The sequence below is a fragment of the Stenotrophomonas sp. YJH_SMC_37 genome (assembly GCF_059370035.1).
This window is the reverse complement of the sequence record NZ_JCAFTG010000014.1, coordinates 1-17,546: the sequence shown is the minus strand read 5'-3', so window position 1 is coordinate 17,546 and position 17,546 is coordinate 1. Positions and strand designations below refer to the sequence as shown.

Below are 17,546 nucleotides of genomic sequence, written 5' to 3'. Positions count from 1 at the left end.
TGGGATGGGGGGCAGGTGGAGGACAAAGTTGAGGCCACGACTGGCATGCTGAATGTGTGAACCAGCCAGCAATCCAAGAAGCTGACTGCTTCGCTACTTGGGCCTGCGCAGGTAAGCAACCAGCAGTTCCGGCTGGTACGGCTCAAGCTGTGGCAGAGGGGAGTGCAGTTGCACTTCAACCCGGTATCGGCCCGGCGATGGATTGCGTGCCCATGCGAAGGCCAGCTGTGCATAGTTATCATCGGGTCGTTCCAGCCCAGCATTCTGCAGCGCCAGCACGTCAACATCGTCCAGCCACGCATTTGTCACTCGACCATCGGCGGGGATGGGAATTGTTCTGGCAGGTTCCCCAATGACCCATTCCAGCCGGTGCAAGGGCACGTCCTTCCGTCCACTCGATTCCAGGCGCTGCATGGAAACCTTCGCCTGTAACTCGGACGCCCGAACATCGGCCAGTGCCCAAAACGCCGCGGTGTTATCCGTGCGGTCAACGCGAATGCCGATCATGAGCGTTGGAGAGGAATTTTTGCTGGGAACATCCACATCGAATTCCACCGCCAATGGTTCATCCATTGACGAGGTGGGCATGGCGCGCACAAGCGGCACCAGATCCGGACGATGGGCCTCTGCTATCGAGCCTGCGTCGCGAGCCGCCTCGGGTCGGCACCCCGTAGCCAGAAGAACGAGCAGTCCAGCGAGCATGCAGATCCGGCGCTTTCCTTGTGGCTTCATCTTCGGTCCTTTTCGCAGTTCGCCCAGTGCAGCTCACACGTTGATCATCCCCCGCTGGCCGCACGAATCTGGATGTCGTGCTGCACCCGCTGATCTTCCAGCTGCTGATCCATCTGATTGGCAAGCGCACGCTGATGCGCTTCACGGCTGACAGAGTCGAACTGTTGCAGTGACTCTTCAACTGATGTCTGCGCCGCCAGCTCCGTCGGCATCGCAGCGCGCTGATGCGCCGGATTGCTTGGCTCGCCCTGCACCACGAACAGCGTGTGCCCAGCCGGGTGTTCGTGCGTGGCGTTGCTCACCAGCACATGGTCCACCCGTTCCAGGTCGTTGTCCTTGGCCAGCACCAGAAGGCTGGCCGTCATGCGTTCGCTGACTTCATCGAAGCTGCGGCCGTGCTTGGCGTCCAGCGCTTCCACGCCCTCGCGGATCTGCTGATACAGCGCGTGATCGGGGTGGCCGGGCTGCGTGGGGTCCTGCAGCGCCCTGTTCGGGCTCGATGCCTCATCCGGTGCGGGCGCGGTCGGTTCAGGGCTTGGCGCTATCCTGGGCGCGGCAGGAACAGTGACAGCCGCAGTGACGGGCTGGTGGTCATCCAATGGAGCCGTTTCGGGCTCTGGCACGTGTTGTGCCGCTTCCTGCTCCAAAGGCCATGGATCGCGCGCAGGCTCAGCAGGCAGCGGCTCCTTGAAGGGCACCGGTTCACTCTCCTGCACTGCCATGTCCTGCTTTGGAGTGGGAGCGACCGCAGGCACCGGGGCCATCTGCTCCGACTCCGATGCCTGCTCTGTGCGCTGCGTGGGCATCATCTGCGTTGCCGCATCCAGAGGCGCGGCGACATGCGGCGTCGCGCGCTCAGGTGCGGCCGGTTGTGCCTGCATCGGCCCAGCGGGCTCCGGCGTCTGTGAGGCGATACGGTTTTCGGTAGGCGCCTCGCTGTTTGGATGGGGCTGAGGTTGCGGCTCCGCCTCACGCCGCGGCGGATCGCGCTGCTCGGCGTACCGCTGTGGCTCGGGCTTATCCCGCGGCGCGGGCGTAGGCGGTGACGTGACCGCTACCGCTGGCGGCGCTGCCACAACCGTCGCAGGCGCGATGGGTTGCGCAGTTGCCGGCTCTTCAGGCCGCACTTCCACGTTCCCATCCTGCTCGGATGGCTTGTCGCCATGTGCCACCTGCGCGGCCGCTCGGGCAGCCTGTCCTGCATCCACCTGAGCAGCACCCAGCCGATTTGCCTCCTGCAGTGCCTGCCGGTACGCCTCCTGCTCACCCGCCGACAGCGCGGCAATGCGCAGCTCGGGTGATTCCGGCACCGGCGCCTGCTCATTGGCACGCGCGCGCACCTCATTCCATGCGGCCTGCAGCTCCTGCGTACTGGTCGTTGCGACGGCGCGTGCCACGCCATCCTGGCCTACCTGGTAATGGGTGATGGGCCGAGAGGCGCCCGCGTTGCCCTCGGCTACAGGCCCCAGTTCCTGCAGCGTGGGACCCGTAATGCCGTGCTGCTCGCGCGTGCGCGTCGTGGCCAGCGCAATGGCCTGCTCCCACGCTGGGGTCAGCGCAATGCCTGCAGCGTAGTAGCTGTGGCGCAGCTCGTTCTGGTTCACTTCCGCCGCAGATGGCAACGTTCGCGCGTCCAATGCGGCAATGGTCTGGTTGAACTGATCGAGCGACGGCTGCTGGATGGTGCGGGTCAGCTCCAGCTCCAGCGCCATGTTGCCCTGCGCGATCTGGCCAGCGTGGTGCCATTGCCCTTCTTCATCGCGCTGGTAAAGCTGGTTGTCCGAGCCCTGGATGGCGTCGGGCCTGGCACGGGCCTGCTCCACCGCCTCCGGCACCAGCGGCACGAAGTCGCTGGCACGGGTAGCGGCGTAGGTCTCCAGATAGCTGGCGGCAATGGCGGCCTTGCCGTTGGCGATGTTGTTCTCGATGCGTTGCACCGCCTCGCGATTCAACTCGTTGGCGCGTTCGGGACTGGCGGTCTGCGTCTCGTACACACCCCGGTCGTTGGCGCCGGACACGCCAATCTTGACCTGTCGCGTCCACTGTTCGGTCTGCGCATCGCGGTGCCAGTTGGGATTGTCCAGACGGCCCTCGCCGTCCTTCGCCGGGATGCTGAAAGGATCCTGCGGCGGCGGTGCCTTGCCCAGCGCCAGCTCTACCGCTTTTACATGGGCGTATGCGCCCAGCTCGCGGGCCTTCTCGTAACTGGCGCCCACACTGCGCTCAGCCGGATTGCCCAGGCCGTCGCCCGCGCTGTCCATGACCGCCTGGCGCTGCCAGTTCAGGCCATCGAACTGCCATGTGACACCGGCCTTGTCGGTCTGCCGGTAGACGGCGCGGTTGTCGAGCAGATCGGCGCCCTTGTCGAACGCCTTGCTCATCAGCAGCGCATCGCCCGCGACGATGGCCGCAGGGACGAAGCTGGACGTGCCGATCACCGACGCGGTGGCCATGCCACCGACCCAGCCACCGCCGTTGCGCGCCAAGGCATGGGTGAGCTCGGACAGGGCGGCGGTGCCGTTGCCTTCTTCCAGCAGCTGCGAGGTGCGGCGGGCGGTGATGACCGCGTCGGCGCCGGAGGCGAGCAGGCCACCGGAGCGGATCAGTTGGCTCGTGGAGGCCTCGCCGAGGAGCAAGTCCATAGTGATGCCGCCTTGCTGCAAGCGAGGCGCACGAATGCGATAGGCAGCCTCCTCACCTAGTACTCGCTCCACTTTCAGGATGCCCGGCTCCGTCATGACAATCCGACCAGACTGTTGCGCATCGGAGATTGCCGCCGACAAGCTGTTCCTCTGAAGCTCAAGATCACTTCCTTTAGTCAGCTTGGTGCCGAACTGATCATGGACATCCAGCAAGGCCACAATGCGCGATTCAGTTCTGGTCACTAGAAGATGCATTCGCTCGTCTGGACGCATGCCAGTCAACGCGCCGTACTGCGAAGAGTGGACCTGCGCGTAGCGATCGATATTTCCGAAGAATGCCTGCGTCCGCGGCCTGATGGCATCTGAATCCATGCCAAGAGGAGCGTTCGTGTAAAGATCACCGTTGACTAGGCCAATCGTCATCGTGTCGCGAAGGCCGTTGACCTGAGCTGCCACGCGCTGCATCGCAGCCACGTCACCGCGAAGCGCAGCTTGGCCGTCTGGTGATGCCTCGATCATCTCCAGAGAGAAGGTGATTCCGTTTTGATAGTCCTTGATCGGCCCCCCGCCATGAGGGGAAACACCCATGGCAGCAGCGAGCCTCTTGTCTGCCGGCATGTAGAGCAGGTTCTCGAACACATCCTTCTCAACGAGCTCTGCATCCACCAATGCCTGCAGAAAATCGTTGTTATTGAAGGTTTGTTGCTCAAGCACATGGTGCTTCTGAAGAATCGGACTGCTACGCGGCATAGAGCGACCTCTTCCTTGAGTTCAACCAGCGGACTCAGATATCAGCTGCGTCCGTAAACGATAGTCCTCGCGACTCGCCCCTATCACCGATGCCGGCGGCCAGAACCGCATCGCGCAAAGCGCTGTCACAGAAAACCAGGTTCCCTGAGTACGGCGTTCGGAATATGTGCGCCTGGTTGATGACATCCTTTCGGAACGCCAGGGAACTTCCACCCCTGAGATCGTAAAACTTGCCTCCGGGATAGCCCTCGTCGCGAACAACGCGGAGCTTTGACGCAGCTTCATCGACCGCATCGATCACTCGGGTCACATCGCAGAGGAAGTAGCGCGGCCCTTCAGATCCATTGGCGAGGCGGTATTCGCTCTCCGCAAACTCGAATCCGTCGGGATCGACAGAGACGAACGCATTACGCAAGCGCTCCGAGACGAGCCAGTAACCGCTCATTCCTCCTTCAAGATCTTCAGGAAGCCCCCCCTTCTTGGGCGAGTGAACCAACAGTGGTTTCTCTGCCATAGGTGGAAATCCCCCCCCTTCAGGACGTAGGATCAGCCGTGGAGGCGTGCGAAGTTTCTTCACATTCTCGAACACTACCCCGTGACCCTTTCCCCCGCGAGTAGTGTCCGGCATTAAGAGGAAGAATTCTCCGCGTCTGGGCTGAGTTGACTCCATTTGCTCCATGATATTCATTCCTTACAAAATCCTAATTGATAGCCTAGAGCCAACCTGAAGGAGAGGAAAGTGACCTCCTTTCATTTACGTGAAAGCTGGCGCCACACCTGCCGGACGTTGCCCCTGCGTGACATAGCTGTCGTACGTTCCCAACGCACCGAAGCTCCAAGAGCTGGCACTCCCCAGCTTCAGCTCCGCTATGCCAACTCCAGATCCCCATTGATCAGCGCCACCCTCACCGTGTCCTGCAGCATCCTCACGGCCTCCACTGCCCGAACGGTAGAGCCTAGATCGCCTTCAAGCGCCCCCTGCCCGTCTGGCGAGGCCTCGATGGCAGCCAACTGCTGCAACATGCCCTGTGAGTAGGCGTCAATCGGCTCCTGCACATAGCGCGCGCATCCCAGCTCATCTGCGAACGCCTGCTCAATGGGCAGGTACAGCCAATTGTGTGCAGAGTTGATGTCGAACTCGCCCGCCGCCTGCAGACGGCGAAGCAGGTTGCTTCCCGCAACGATCGTGGGACCGATGATCAACTGAGAATCGAACAGCGCGTCATTGTCTTCGATGGCAGCCATGGGTCTCCTTTCCTATGGATGTTGCGATGGGCAACCACGGTCCCCTTTTACTCTGGCATGCATTGGTGCGCAATCGGACCGCAATGAAATTTTGCGGACGGCCGACGGCGCGTCCCGCCCTGTGAGACGCATCGCAGCCACGCTTCTCTTCTCACTGGAGGATGCCCATGATCAGAATCGACCCCACCTGGCTGGAAGCCTTCGACAAGGAGCTCCTCCACCTGTTCGCCATCGACCACCGCGATGCCGACATGGATGAGTACCTGCTGGGCTGCTACGCAGACCTTCCGCCTCGCGAAGCAGCACTGGCGTTCGGCAGCGACTACGACCTGGAGCGCGACGATGCGCTGTGGCCACGGCCAGGCGTGGCGCTGCAAAGTTAAGCTGTGTCGCAATCGGCACGCCACGCGAATGGGCCCCGTGGGCTACGTGTCGCTTTTGGGATCCCGAACAGCTACAAACCGTGCTTTTCAATGCGCATTCCGGCGATAACTTAACACCGGCCGAAACCACCGCACCGCAAGGGTTCTGCCACGCCTGCTCCATGCAACAATGCCGTAAGCGTCAGCATTTACGGCCTCTGCGGTCTACGGTTTCTTGGCATCTCGCAACCATGCGAGTACACCTTGGCATGCCACCGGAGAAGGGTGGCGCGGGACTCGGAAACCCGTCTATGTACCAGATGTATGCGCTTGCCAGCCGGCGCCACCGTTTGTGTGGCGCCGGCTGGCAATCCGTTCGCGTTTCCATGGCGGGCGGTGCGTGGGGATCTTCGGATCCGCCGGTCTGGTACATACCGGTTTTCGAGCCCGCACCGTCCGCCACCTTTATCGGTGGCGCTGCTATCTGTCCTGTACGGAGCATTGCCATGAACACATCGGACTTCCGTTCCCTGCACGCGCAATACGATCCGGACAACGCCGAACCCGCGCGCGAACGATCCGTCGATCCCAACGCCTTCGTCGCCACGCTACGCCGCATCGGGACCGGTGCGGCTGCGGATGGCCAGCCTTGGCCGGAACGGCATCAACTGCCTGGGCGGTGTCTTCAGCTGGCGGATGCGGATTGCGCGCTGGCAGGGCTGCGTGTGGTGGCCGAGCTGATGCTGGCTGCGGAGCGCACCCGGCAGAACGGTGCGCCCGAGGAGTACCTGGGAGATCGAGTGATGGAGGGGTTGAAGATGGCGTGTGTGGCGTTGACTGCGCAGGTTGCTGAGCGGTTGCATGTGCGGGAGTAGAGCGCGCCTCGCTGCGCACATCGAATGCAATGCGCGGATCGTATGCACGGTCCGAAGCATTCTCCGCTGTCTGAGCCTTTAGCCTCCAACACTGGCCTCACTATGCCGAGCCGGACTTTGCTTGCCCTGACGACGGCAGTGCTATCGGGATTGATCATTGGAGGGACGTACGCGCCAGCCACCACAATGAGTCTTGAGAACTACCCAAGACTCACTGACTCGGAGTTTGCCCTGTTTCAGGCCGAAGCCGAGAGCTTCGCCGAAGCATTGGCTTGCCAAGGCGTCATCATCGGAAAGCATGATTCCAGTAGACGCTTCTTTGATATCAGCGTACGCGGCGATGCCGTTCTGTTCGTGGACAACTCTGGGCCGAGTCTTCTGATAGTCAATATGTCTACGGGCGCAAGCGATGCAATAGAGCTACAGCGCTGGAAAGATGGTTGGGGCTCACCAGAGAGACGCAGGAGGAACTTGAGCGCACCTGAGAACAGCTGCTCTAGGTCTACGTCCCAATAGCCCGCCATCTGCACCCTCTCCTGGCGGCCAAACGCGTCAACCAATGACACAAGGAACCTGGTTCTGGCTAAAATCCTGGGCACGTAGCTTCTGGGACAGGGATCTAGGATGGAACTCCCATTCGAGGTGGGCGCGCTCTACAACCGTCAAAAGCAGATCCACGGTGTATTTGGCGGGCAACAGCAAGGCGGCATTTCGACACCCAAGGAGCATCCGCTAGTCATCGCGTTCACTGGCGAGGCCGGCGCGTCTCATGGCTACCATGACTTCTGGGACGACGACGAGGTCTTTCATTACTTCGGCGAGGGTCAAGTCGGAGACATGAAGTATGTGGCGGGCAACCGAGCGATCGGCGAGCACGTCAAAGATGGCAAGACGCTCGTGGTATTTCAGATGATGGGCAAGGGGCGGCCCTACCGGTACCTTGGCAGGTTCATGTGCCAGTCCTCCTACGTGCAACCTGGCACGCCAGATCGAGAAGGGCAGCCTAGATCTGCGATCGTGTTCCGCTTGAGATCACTGGAGACCTCACTGGGCCTCGCGGCAAGTGAGTCGGAGCAAGCTGAGATCGATGCCGCTGTCGATGACGTCGGCGCCACCAGCACAAGACGCGAAACCGAAGTGCGGACGAAGCAACGCCTGTTCCGTGAGCGTCTGATCGGCGTCGAAAAGGGCTGCCGACTGACCGGCATTGAGGACCTAAGATTCCTCCGCGCGAGCCATATCAAACCCTGGGCAGATAGTACTCATAGCGAGCGCATTGATGGGGAGAATGGCCTTCTCCTGGCTCCGCATGCGGACCTGCTCTTTGATCGCGGCTGGATTAGCTTCTCGTCGGCCGGTCGCCTGCTGATTTCGAGCAGACTACCGTCTGACGTGCAAGTTCGGCTTGGTCTGGACTTGGATACATCACTTCGATATGGGGTTTTCTCGCTGAAGCAGATTAGCTTCTTGGAATTCCACCGAGACCTTGTTTTTGATCGCCGCAATCTTCCATCACATTCCCAAGAGCATTGTCCGCCAAACTTTCTGTAGCGACCCACTGATTTCCCCTCGGTGTGGCTTCCACGAGGTAGACACCAATGAGCGAATTGGCGGAAGAAGGGATCAAACGCTAGTCCGCGCGATGCAAGTCGTCGTTGGTCTTTAAGCTCGTCCAGGTCCAGGCGAAGGTAGCCACCTACGCGACGCGGCTCCACTCATGATCGATAGCTGGGCGAAGATGGCAAGGGCACTATGTGAAGGCCCTGCGGGCGAGTACAGAGGACGTACTTAAGATGCGCTAGCGACAACTGAAAGACCTGAAGGAAACCTTTAGCAAGGTGATTTTGGAGATCCGCTCCCCGTAAGGGGCAGGCTTCTCTGCTGAAATGACGAGGGCCGATGTGCTTGGCCATCAAGCGAGGGCAAATGACGAAGGCACCACGGTGACGATGAGGAAGCTCTGTCAATGGTTCCGAATGGCGGGTCGGGCGACGTACCACAAGCCGATGAATGGTGTGGCCGAGGCAAAGCCCGAGCTGAAAGAGCCAATCAGTGAGTGAGACAATCTAGGCCATGCCCTCATTCGGCCACCTCGCTATCGGCGCGTTGCTCGTGAACAAGGACACCTTGCAGCTCGTCAACCGGCTCAAGGGTTTATAGGTCTGGCGCGGCCTAGGGTGGTTGGCTGAGTCTGGCGTTGGTAATCGAATGTGGCGCGCGACAGCTACCTGCGGCTCCCCTACTGCCGCGATCTAGCAATTGCTGGTGTTCACCAACAGCAACCACATTCGCCTGGAGCGCAGCTGTTGCCTGCGGTAGGAGTTCAACACCCCACACTACCCACAGCAGAATGGGATCGTGGGCCAAGTAATTCCGGCGCTGGAGAAGCAATGCGTGCGCAAGCGTGGTTTCGAACTCCAACTGCAGGCTTCACAGTTGGTCGCTGAGTGGCTCACCTCTTGCAACCGGCCCTCATCAGGCACTGACGATGCTAATCCCATAGGCTGCCTATGCCACCACATTAACCACGTGACCTAGACAGAAGCCTGACGGATCATTAGATATGTACATGGAGCACAATTCGGTTAGCATCATCTCTGGGCTCTCACACATCAGGGGATATGACCGCCATGAGAGATGGGCCACGCAAAGAAAAACTGTCAATTTATCTTGCCAGAGAAGGATTTCAAGACTACGGATTCCTCCTTAAACAAGAAATGGTTGAAGTAGCACACCATATTCCGGTTGACTGCGAAGAAGCCATTGTATTCATAAAGAAAGAGCCGCCATCCAAAACCCCCGCCTGGGCTCATCTTCTAACTGAGCACCCAGGTGCACCTGAGATGAAGTTTGGAAAGAGTGCAAGCGTAGGGGCAGTGCTCCTCATCAAGCTAGAACGTAGAGTATTTTTGATTTCCTTTGGATCCGGGTTTCACCTCATCCACCCTGAATCTATGGAACGAGATTTTGGACTGCGTGTAACATTAAACGCAGTAGAGCCAGACAAACTAAGAAGTCTAGACAAAGCAAGTTACGACGATAGCCCTTTAAGCTCTAGGACACAAAGCACCACCCAGTCCGACATATTTGACTTGCAGGCAAACTCAGAATCAGATCTAGTATACGCGGTTACCGGCGCGTGCAGATTTCCCATATTGGGAAGCCACATCACTGGTCGGGACGCACTTACACTGATGGTCGAGACAGACATTCCGGGAATATTACCGATCCTCACAAAGGCTCTCCAACTATTTAGGGAGCCACTGCCTTCAGCCTATAGCTGGATTGATAACGTCGCAAGGGTTCGAGATCCCGACACGCTGAATCTGCTGGACTTATTACTCGACGATCTAATTAAGCGAGATGGAGAAGGCAATCTATGGATGGGGGAGCCTGAAATTGTAGACTGGGAATCAAACGCGGGGTACTCATTTGATATGCGCCCCAACACCCCTAGGCACCAAGTTCTGCAGATCTCCGATTTACGCGAATACATCGAATCCAAGGGCATAGAGCTCTGTCTATCTACAATTAAGTCGTCGACTGTCCATATAAACAATTCAGAATACAACTCAATTCGAAGCTGGTCCGCCTACAGATGCCTTTACGCAGAGATCTCCGAAGGGGACGACAGGTTCACGCTTCGGAATGGCGCGTGGTTCAGGATTGAATCTGACTTCATCAAAAGAATAGATGATAGCCTGACCAAAATACCAGTCATAACCAATTCGCTTCCAATTTACTCTTTCGCAAATGAGGGCGAATACAACCAACATGCATCAAATCTGGTCGATGACCTGCATCTAATGGACAAGAATAACATTCAACTAGGCGGGCCACTCGATAAGATCGAGTTTTGCGACCTAATTGAAGGGTCCGAAAATTTCATTCACGTAAAGTATTACCGCTCATCAGCCACCCTAAGCCACTTATTTGCACAAGGGCTAACCGCCGCAGAGGCATTTGTAAAGGACGAAGCGTTTCGCCAGCGACTTAACAAGAAGCTTCCGCAGAACATTGCTTTAAAAGACGCAAAATCCCGTCCTAACGCATCAAATTATACGATAACTTATGCGATCGCAACGAATAAATCGATTCCGTCCGAGCTCCCCTTCTTCTCGAAAGTTTCATTGAAAAACGCGGCCTCGCAGCTTCTGGCATTGGGCTATCAAGTGAAGCTTACCGCGATCCCCATTGACCCTCAGTTGCCACTTATTAAGAAGCAAAAGCCAAAAAAGCAGCCATTATGAGTGAATTTCGAAACGCAGTAGCCTAGGTTCTGTAGGCGTACCGACTCGATTTAGGATCCATCACATAGGAAATCCCGTGCTCATTAATAGCCTTTCTCATCGCCCGAGAAACCAAGAGAAAGCTCGGAATTTCCAGAAGCTTTCGTCCCGAATAGCTCATAGAGTCAAGCGCGGAGACTAGGCGGGCCTTTGGCACACCAAAGGGGAACACAGCCCCTACACTGGGATGCCCGTGCGCAGCGTATTTTCTCGCTCTAAGTTTCAGCACTCGAAAAACGGTCGATGTCAGCCATCCGTCCAGCGACATAAGTTGTTCCTCGTCCGTTACGAGCGGATAGAAGCTCATCACACCCCGAAATCTAATCTGCCCAATTCCTGAATTAAGATAGTTGTGAAAATCAGACTTATAAAGACTCCCACAAACGTACCGCCGCACCTGCAACATGGCTGTAATCAGGTCCGGGTCATACCCAACTGGAACACGAACGCCTGCGAGGGCGGGCCCCTTAAGCGGCTGAAGAAGATTTCTGTAGAGCAGGTATGATATTCGCCTCTTAATTCTTTGCTCAGAGGATTTTTTGATGCCGAGCGCTCGCATTGAAACCGCATAGCCGAGAAAATCAAAGCTGTGCTTTTCTCGCATCTCCGCCTTACCGGTCATATCGGAAAGCATACTAATCCCTTCCGACTTGGCAAAGTTTATCTTTACCTCAGACTGGCGAGAAAATTCCGAAATACAGCGAACAGCTCTGCAGATTGAATCATAGCTATCGCTGCAGATGACTGTATCATCAGCATAGCGAGCGAACTTGACCCCAATCTTTTCTAGAGACTTATCCAGAGAGAGGCACGCCACATTTGCCAGGAATAGCGAAACCGAAGTTCCCTGAGGAATTCCCCTATCGCTCAGAAGGAATTTCTTGAGTATCCACTCATCCTCGTCACTAATCAGCAATCCATTTGAATTAAGCTGCTCCTCGAGATGCCGATGGGATATGTTTCCGAAAAAATCTGAAAAGTCGTACTCCGCAATGTATGCACGATCAAATCCAGATATGTCTGAATGCATGTCCTGTATCGCAAAATGAACATTGCGATCATCTCTATAGGCATATGAAAATGCACTAAATCGATGCCTATTCTTCGATAGCATCCGCTCGTACACGATCTTGGAAACCACAGCATCAGGAATCTGGTAAATGCGCAGCTTGCGCTTCCCCCCTGAAGCCTTTGGAATATCTTTCTCGTGGGGCGGCTCTGGACTGTACGTTTTTAGAATAATCTTACGAACAATGGACCTCGCCATTGCTCGAGCCCTGCCGCGACAATAGAACGGATCGAACTTTTTATTTTTTTTCCAATAGTCGGGTTTAATTACAATTTTCGCAGGCACCACACCGAGTCTTCTCGCCATGCGCACAGTCTCCGCGTGGAGATTATTGTGGTAAACCTCATATCGCCGAATTAGCTTGTTGCACTCTAAGACAATCTCGGCAGCCAAATCCTTCTCGCTAATCACTTATCCCTCCTTGATGCCAAGAAAAAAGAGTAAAAAAAAGCCCGAGCGAGCTCGGGCCACGGTACCAATCGGGTAAAGTAGGATATCAGGTGGCCTCAGTTCGCACCTCGGCTCCGAACGGCATACCGCCTTAGATCGGTCCCGCTAGCCCCCTTGGGGCATATGTGGATTCTTCCCTATTCTTGAGCTCTATTCAAGCTCAGAGGCACAGGCGTTAACCCGTGCCCCTGGTAGCTAGGTCAAACCCCAACAGGATTAGCCTTCTCCGGATCAATCTTGTACTGCTTGATCGCCCGGGCCACATCCTTCGCGGTCATCTTCCCTTCCTTCGCCAGCGCCGCAATCGCGGCATGGGCGATGTAGTACCGATCCACCTCAAAGAACCGGCGCAGGTTTGCACGCGTATCCGAACGACCAAACCCATCCGTACCCAGCACCGTGTAGCTCATCGGCACGAACGCGCGAATCTGGTCCGCATAGGCACGCACGTAGTCGGTGGCGGCAATCGCCGGGCCCTGGCGGCCTTCCAGCAGCTCGGTCACGTAGGCCTTGCGCTGCTCACCTTCCGGATGCAGGCGGTTGGCACGTTCCACGTCGAAACCATCGCGACGCAGTTCGTTGAAGCTCGGGCAGCTCCAGATGTCGGCGGTCACGCCGAAGTCCTTGTCCAGCAGCTCGGCCGCGGCAATGGCTTCGCGCAGGATGGTGCCCGAACCCAGCAGCTGCACGCGCAGCTCGCCCTTCTTCGGCTTGCCGGCGTCGGTCAGCAGGTACATGCCCTTGACGATGCCTTCGGCCGCGCCTTCCGGCATTTCCGGGTGGGTGTAGTTCTCGTTCATCAGGGTGACGTAGTAATACTCGTCCACCTGGTCTTCCATCATGCGCTTGGTGCCGTGCTGCAGGATCACCGTCACTTCGAAGCCGAAGGTCGGGTCGTAGCTGCGTACGTTCGGGATGCCACCGGCCACCAGATGGCTGAAGCCATCTTCGTGCTGCAGGCCTTCACCGTTCAGCGTGGTGCGGCCGGCGGTGCCACCCAGCAGGAAGCCGCGGGTACGCATGTCGGCGGCCTGCCAGGCGATGTCGCCCACGCGCTGGAAGCCGAACATCGAGTAATAGATGTAGAACGGCAGCATCGGCACGTTGCTGACCGAGTAGCTGGTACCGGCCGCCATCCACGAGCTGATCGCGCCCGGCTCGCTGATGCCCTGCTGCAGCACCTGGCCGCTCTGGTCTTCGCGGTAGAACATCAGCTGGTCGGCGTCCACCGGCTTGTACTTCTGGCCGAACGGCGCGTAGATGCCGATCTGGCGGAACAGGCCTTCCATGCCGAAGGTACGGGCTTCGTCGGCCACGATCGGCACGATGTGCGGGCCCAGTTCCTTGTCGCGCAGGGTGATGTTCAGGCTCTGCACGAAGGCCATGGTGGTGGAGTAGCTGCGCTCGCCGCTGCTCTTCAGCAGGCGCTCGTAGGCTTCCAGCTTCGGCGCCACGAAGGTCTTGTCGGCTTTGCGGCGGCGCTGCGGCAGGTAACCGCCCAGCGCGGCACGGCGTTCCTGCAGGTACTGCACTTCCGGCGAATCCGGGCCCGGGTGGTAGAACGGCACCTGGCCGTCGGCCAGCTGCGCGTCGGTCACCGGAATGTTGAAGCGGTCGCGGAAGTGGCGCACCGCTTCGTCGTCCAGCTTCTTGGTCTGGTGGGTCGGGTTCAGTGCCTCACCGGCGCTGCCCATGCCGTAACCCTTCACGGTCTTGGCCAGGATGACGGTCGGCATGCCCTTGGTGTTCACGGCCTGGTGGTAGGCGGCGTACACCTTGTGCGGGTCGTGGCCACCACGGTTCAGGCGCCAGATGTCGTCGTCGCTCAGGCCGGCGACCATCGCGGCGGTTTCCGGGTACTTGCCGAAGAAATGCTCGCGGGTATACGCGCCGCCGAAGGCCTTGCAGTTCTGGTATTCGCCGTCGACGGTTTCCATCATCAGCTTCTTCAGGACGCCGTTGGTGTCCTTGGCCAGCAGGGCATCCCAGTAACCGCCCCACAGCAGCTTGATCACGTTCCAGCCGCCGCCACGGAACACGCCTTCCAGTTCCTGGATGATCTTGCCGTTGCCGCGCACCGGACCGTCCAGGCGCTGCAGGTTGCAGTTCACCACGAAGATCAGGTTGTCCAGGCCTTCACGGCCGGCCAGCGCGATGGCACCCAGGGTTTCCGGCTCGTCGCTCTCGCCGTCGCCGATGAAGCACCACACCTTGCGGTCGGACTTCTCGATCAGGCCACGGTTTTCCAGGTAGCGCATGAACTGCGCCTGGTAGATGGCGGCCAGCGGGCCCAGGCCCATCGACACGGTCGGGGTCTGCCAGTAGTCCGGCATCAGCCACGGGTGCGGGTACGAGGACAGACCACCGCCGTCCACTTCCATGCGGAACTTGTCCAGCTGCTCTTCGCTGATGCGGCCTTCCAGGAAGGAACGTGCGTAGATGCCCGGGGCGCTGTGGCCCTGGATGAACAGCAGGTCGCCCGGGTGGTTTTCGCTCGGGGCGCGCCAGAAGTGGTTGAAGCCCACGTCGTACAGGGTGGCGCCGGAGGCGAACGAGGCGATGTGGCCGCCCAGGTCACCCGGCTTGCGGTTGGCGCGCACCACGGTGGCCATCGCGTTCCAGCGGATGATCGAACGGATGCGCCATTCCAGCTCGGCGTTGCCCGGGCTCTTGGCCTCGAACTGCGGTTCGATGGTATTGACGTATTCGGTGGTGGGAGAGAACGGCAGGTAGGCGCCCGAACGACGGGTCAGTTCCACCATGCCTTCCAGCAGCTGATGCGCGCGCTCGGAGCCCTCGACATCAATAACGGCCTTCAACGACTCGATCCACTCCTGGGTTTCCACAGGATTCGGGTCGTTGTTCAGCACCTCGTTCAACCAGTTCATTAGCGCTCCCATAACCGCACGCACGCGCGCGACTGTTGTATAGATTTCTAGACCGCAAAGTGTAGCGCACCAAGGGCTTTCGTCACTTGGCTACGCAGGCGTATGGATGCAACCGGCCAGTGTCCGCAAGGGGCTTGCCGGGCCCGCTGATGGCCCTGCGGCGGGCCTTGGCGGCGGCGCGGGCTGTCGCTTGCGGGCCGCTGCGCCCATCCGCAGGACGCAGTGTTACCGCTGCCGATGACGGTTGTAGGGCAACTCCGGCACCGCTGTAGGGGCGGTTCGGGCAACGGTACTGAACCGGCGACAACATGTCGCACCTGCCTCTGGATCGGTACCGGCAGCGGGTCCAGCGTGGGCCGCGAGTGAGGGGCCTGGCGGCCCTGCTCCCTTCCACGGTTCGCCGCCGGGGCGCCCTGCAAGGGGCGCCCCTTTTTGCTGTGGGCCCGCGGCCAGCCGTGGCCCAAATCGCACCTGCTTGTGGCCGGATCGATGATTGCCGGCTTCGATATATCGATATATCGTTTGCACACTCGTTTACCGATATATCGAAATGAGCCGCCCCCCTTCTGCCAGAGCCCGTTCCACCGATCCCGCGGTGCCGCGCCGCAACGGCCAGCCACGCGTGCTGAGCCGCGGTGACCTGCGCCTGCTGGTGCTGGCCCTGATCGGCGAGCAGCCGCGCCATGGCTACGAGCTGATGCAGCTGATCAGCAACCAGTTCATGCAGGCCTATACGCCCAGCGCCGGCACCATGTACCCGCTGCTGGCCAGCTTCGAGCAGGCCGGCTGGATCGAGGCCGAGGAAGTCGACGGCAAGCGGATCTTCCGCATCACCGCTGCTGGCGAGTTCGAGCTGAAGGTGCAGCGCACCCAGGTACGCCTGGCGCAGCGGCGTGCCTGCGACCGCGCCCGCGAGATCACCAAGGCTTCGCTGCCGCCGCCGCTGGCCACTGCCCTGCGCGAGTTCAAGCGGGCGCTGGTGCATCACCACGGCCGCTGGGCCGAGGGCGAGGCGGACGAAGTGGCGGCGCTGCTGACGCGGGCCTCGGCCCTGCTCAACGGTACCGTCGGCAGCGAGAGCCCACCGTTTTCAACGACCCAGCCAGACTGACTCCAGCCAGGTCTCCCCCATGCCGCGCGCCCCCGCGCGACGCCCTTACAGGTAACCCCCATGACCGAACACAACAACACGCGCCTGCGCCTGGATGTGCGCTTCCGTGAACTGACCGTGCTGCGCACCGAAGAGGTCACCCCGCACATGCGCCGCATCGTGCTGGGTGGCGCAGAGCTGGCCGGTTTCGATTCGCCCGGCGCCGACGACCACATCAAGCTGTTCTTCCCCAACGCTGCGGGCGAGATGGTGCTGCCGGTGCTGACCGCCGAAGGCCGCAGCTACCCGGACGGCAAGGAGCCTTCGCCGTCGCGTGACTACACCCCGCGCTGGTGGGATCACGAAACCGGCGAGCTGGCCATCGACTTCGTGCTGCACGACCAGGGCGTGGCCGGGCCGTGGGCCGAGCGCGCACAGCCCGGCGACACGCTGGTGATCGGCGGTCCGCGCGGCTCGTTCGTGGTGGCCGACAGCTACGACGCCTACGTGCTGATCGGCGATGAGACCGCGCTGCCGGCCATCGCCCGCTGGCTGGACGTGCTGCCGGACGGTGCCGAGGTGCAGGCCTTCATTGAAGTGCGCGACGAAGCCGAACGCCAGGACCTGCCGCAGTACGAGAACGTGCGCATCCACTGGCTGGAGCGCAACGGCTTTCCGGCGGCCAGCAGTACGCTGCTGGAAGACATGCTGACCGACTTCGAGGCCCCGGACGGCGATGTCTTCTACTGGATTGCCACCGAATCGCGCCGCGCGCGGATGATGCGCAAGTTCATCGAAGGCCACCTGGGCGTGCCGCGCGACTGGATTCGTTCCACCGGCTACTGGAAGGCCCACCCGGACGAAACCGACGGCGATTGACCGGGCAGCCGGTGGGTGCGGACCCTGCTTGGTGGGTGCGGACCGTTGGCCCGCACGCCCTTGACCATGTGGAGTCGAGCCCACGCTCGGCTGCTTTTCGCTCCACCCTCGCGTTACGCGCGATGAGCCGAGCATGGGCTCGGCTCTACAGGGGTCATCGGCGGCCATGCACATTCCCTGGTGGGTGCGGACCGTTGGTCCGCACGCCTTTGACTGTGTAGAGCCGAGCCCATGCTCGGCTGCTCTTCGTTCCGCGATCGGCGAACCCTCGAGCT

12 protein-coding genes are annotated in these 17,546 nt (G+C 59.7%); 6 read left to right on the top strand and 6 right to left on the bottom strand.

The window, feature by feature from the left end:
• Nucleotides 1–93: 93 nt before the first annotated feature.
• The 4 genes from AC5P8J_RS17155 to AC5P8J_RS17140 form a co-directional block, all read right to left on the bottom strand.
• Nucleotides 94–732 (bottom strand): hypothetical protein, encoded by a 639-nt coding sequence (locus AC5P8J_RS17155; RefSeq protein ID WP_494533703.1) that lies wholly within the window; start codon nt 730–732, stop codon nt 94–96.
• Between the two features lie 44 nt (nt 733–776).
• On the bottom strand, nt 777–4,124 hold the full coding sequence (locus AC5P8J_RS17150) for an XVIPCD domain-containing protein (RefSeq protein ID WP_495216995.1): 3,348 nt from the start codon (nt 4,122–4,124) through the stop codon (nt 777–779).
• A 34-nt stretch (nt 4,125–4,158) separates the two neighbouring features.
• Nucleotides 4,159–4,803, bottom strand: coding sequence for a DUF1629 domain-containing protein (locus AC5P8J_RS17145; protein ID WP_495217013.1), 645 nt, complete (start codon nt 4,801–4,803; stop codon nt 4,159–4,161).
• Nucleotides 4,804–4,991: 188 nt separating this feature from the next.
• A complete protein-coding gene (locus AC5P8J_RS17140; RefSeq protein WP_495216994.1) occupies nt 4,992–5,369 on the bottom strand; it encodes a hypothetical protein in 378 nt (125 codons plus the stop codon).
• 167 nt (nt 5,370–5,536) lie between these two features.
• Here AC5P8J_RS17140 and AC5P8J_RS17135 point away from each other — a divergent pair, with 167 nt between their 5' ends.
• From AC5P8J_RS17135 to AC5P8J_RS17120, 4 genes are all read left to right on the top strand, one after another.
• Nucleotides 5,537–5,752, top strand: coding sequence for a hypothetical protein (locus AC5P8J_RS17135; protein WP_495216993.1), 216 nt, complete (start codon nt 5,537–5,539; stop codon nt 5,750–5,752).
• A gap of 485 nt (nt 5,753–6,237) precedes the next feature.
• The gene (locus tag AC5P8J_RS17130) at nt 6,238–6,606 is read left to right on the top strand and encodes a hypothetical protein (protein ID WP_164262238.1); all 369 of its coding nucleotides are present in this window, start codon (nt 6,238–6,240) and stop codon (nt 6,604–6,606) included.
• Nucleotides 6,607–7,230: 624 nt separating this feature from the next.
• Nucleotides 7,231–8,157 (top strand): HNH endonuclease, encoded by a 927-nt coding sequence (locus tag AC5P8J_RS17125; protein ID WP_495216992.1) that lies wholly within the window; start codon nt 7,231–7,233, stop codon nt 8,155–8,157.
• Nucleotides 8,158–9,227: 1,070 nt separating this feature from the next.
• Nucleotides 9,228–10,856, top strand: a complete 1,629-nt coding sequence (locus AC5P8J_RS17120; protein ID WP_495216991.1) for a TIGR04141 family sporadically distributed protein — start codon at nt 9,228–9,230, stop codon at nt 10,854–10,856.
• 22 nt (nt 10,857–10,878) lie between these two features.
• Here AC5P8J_RS17120 and AC5P8J_RS17115 read toward each other — a convergent pair whose 3' ends face one another.
• Both AC5P8J_RS17115 and aceE read right to left on the bottom strand, forming a co-directional pair.
• Nucleotides 10,879–12,375, bottom strand: coding sequence for a reverse transcriptase domain-containing protein (locus tag AC5P8J_RS17115; protein ID WP_495216990.1), 1,497 nt, complete (start codon nt 12,373–12,375; stop codon nt 10,879–10,881).
• 239 nt (nt 12,376–12,614) lie between these two features.
• Entirely contained in the window at nt 12,615–15,302 is a 2,688-nt protein-coding gene (aceE, locus tag AC5P8J_RS17110; RefSeq protein ID WP_012478970.1) for a pyruvate dehydrogenase (acetyl-transferring), homodimeric type, read from the bottom strand.
• A 550-nt stretch (nt 15,303–15,852) separates the two neighbouring features.
• On the opposite strand from aceE, the gene AC5P8J_RS17105 reads away from it, so the two are divergent.
• Nucleotides 15,853–16,413 carry a PadR family transcriptional regulator gene (locus AC5P8J_RS17105; protein ID WP_495216989.1) on the top strand — a complete coding sequence of 187 codons (561 nt, stop codon included), beginning with the start codon at nt 15,853–15,855 and terminating at the stop codon, nt 16,411–16,413.
• A gap of 60 nt (nt 16,414–16,473) precedes the next feature.
• Entirely contained in the window at nt 16,474–17,271 is a 798-nt protein-coding gene (locus AC5P8J_RS17100; RefSeq protein WP_171953334.1) for a siderophore-interacting protein, read from the top strand.
• Nucleotides 17,272–17,546 lie beyond the last annotated feature (275 nt).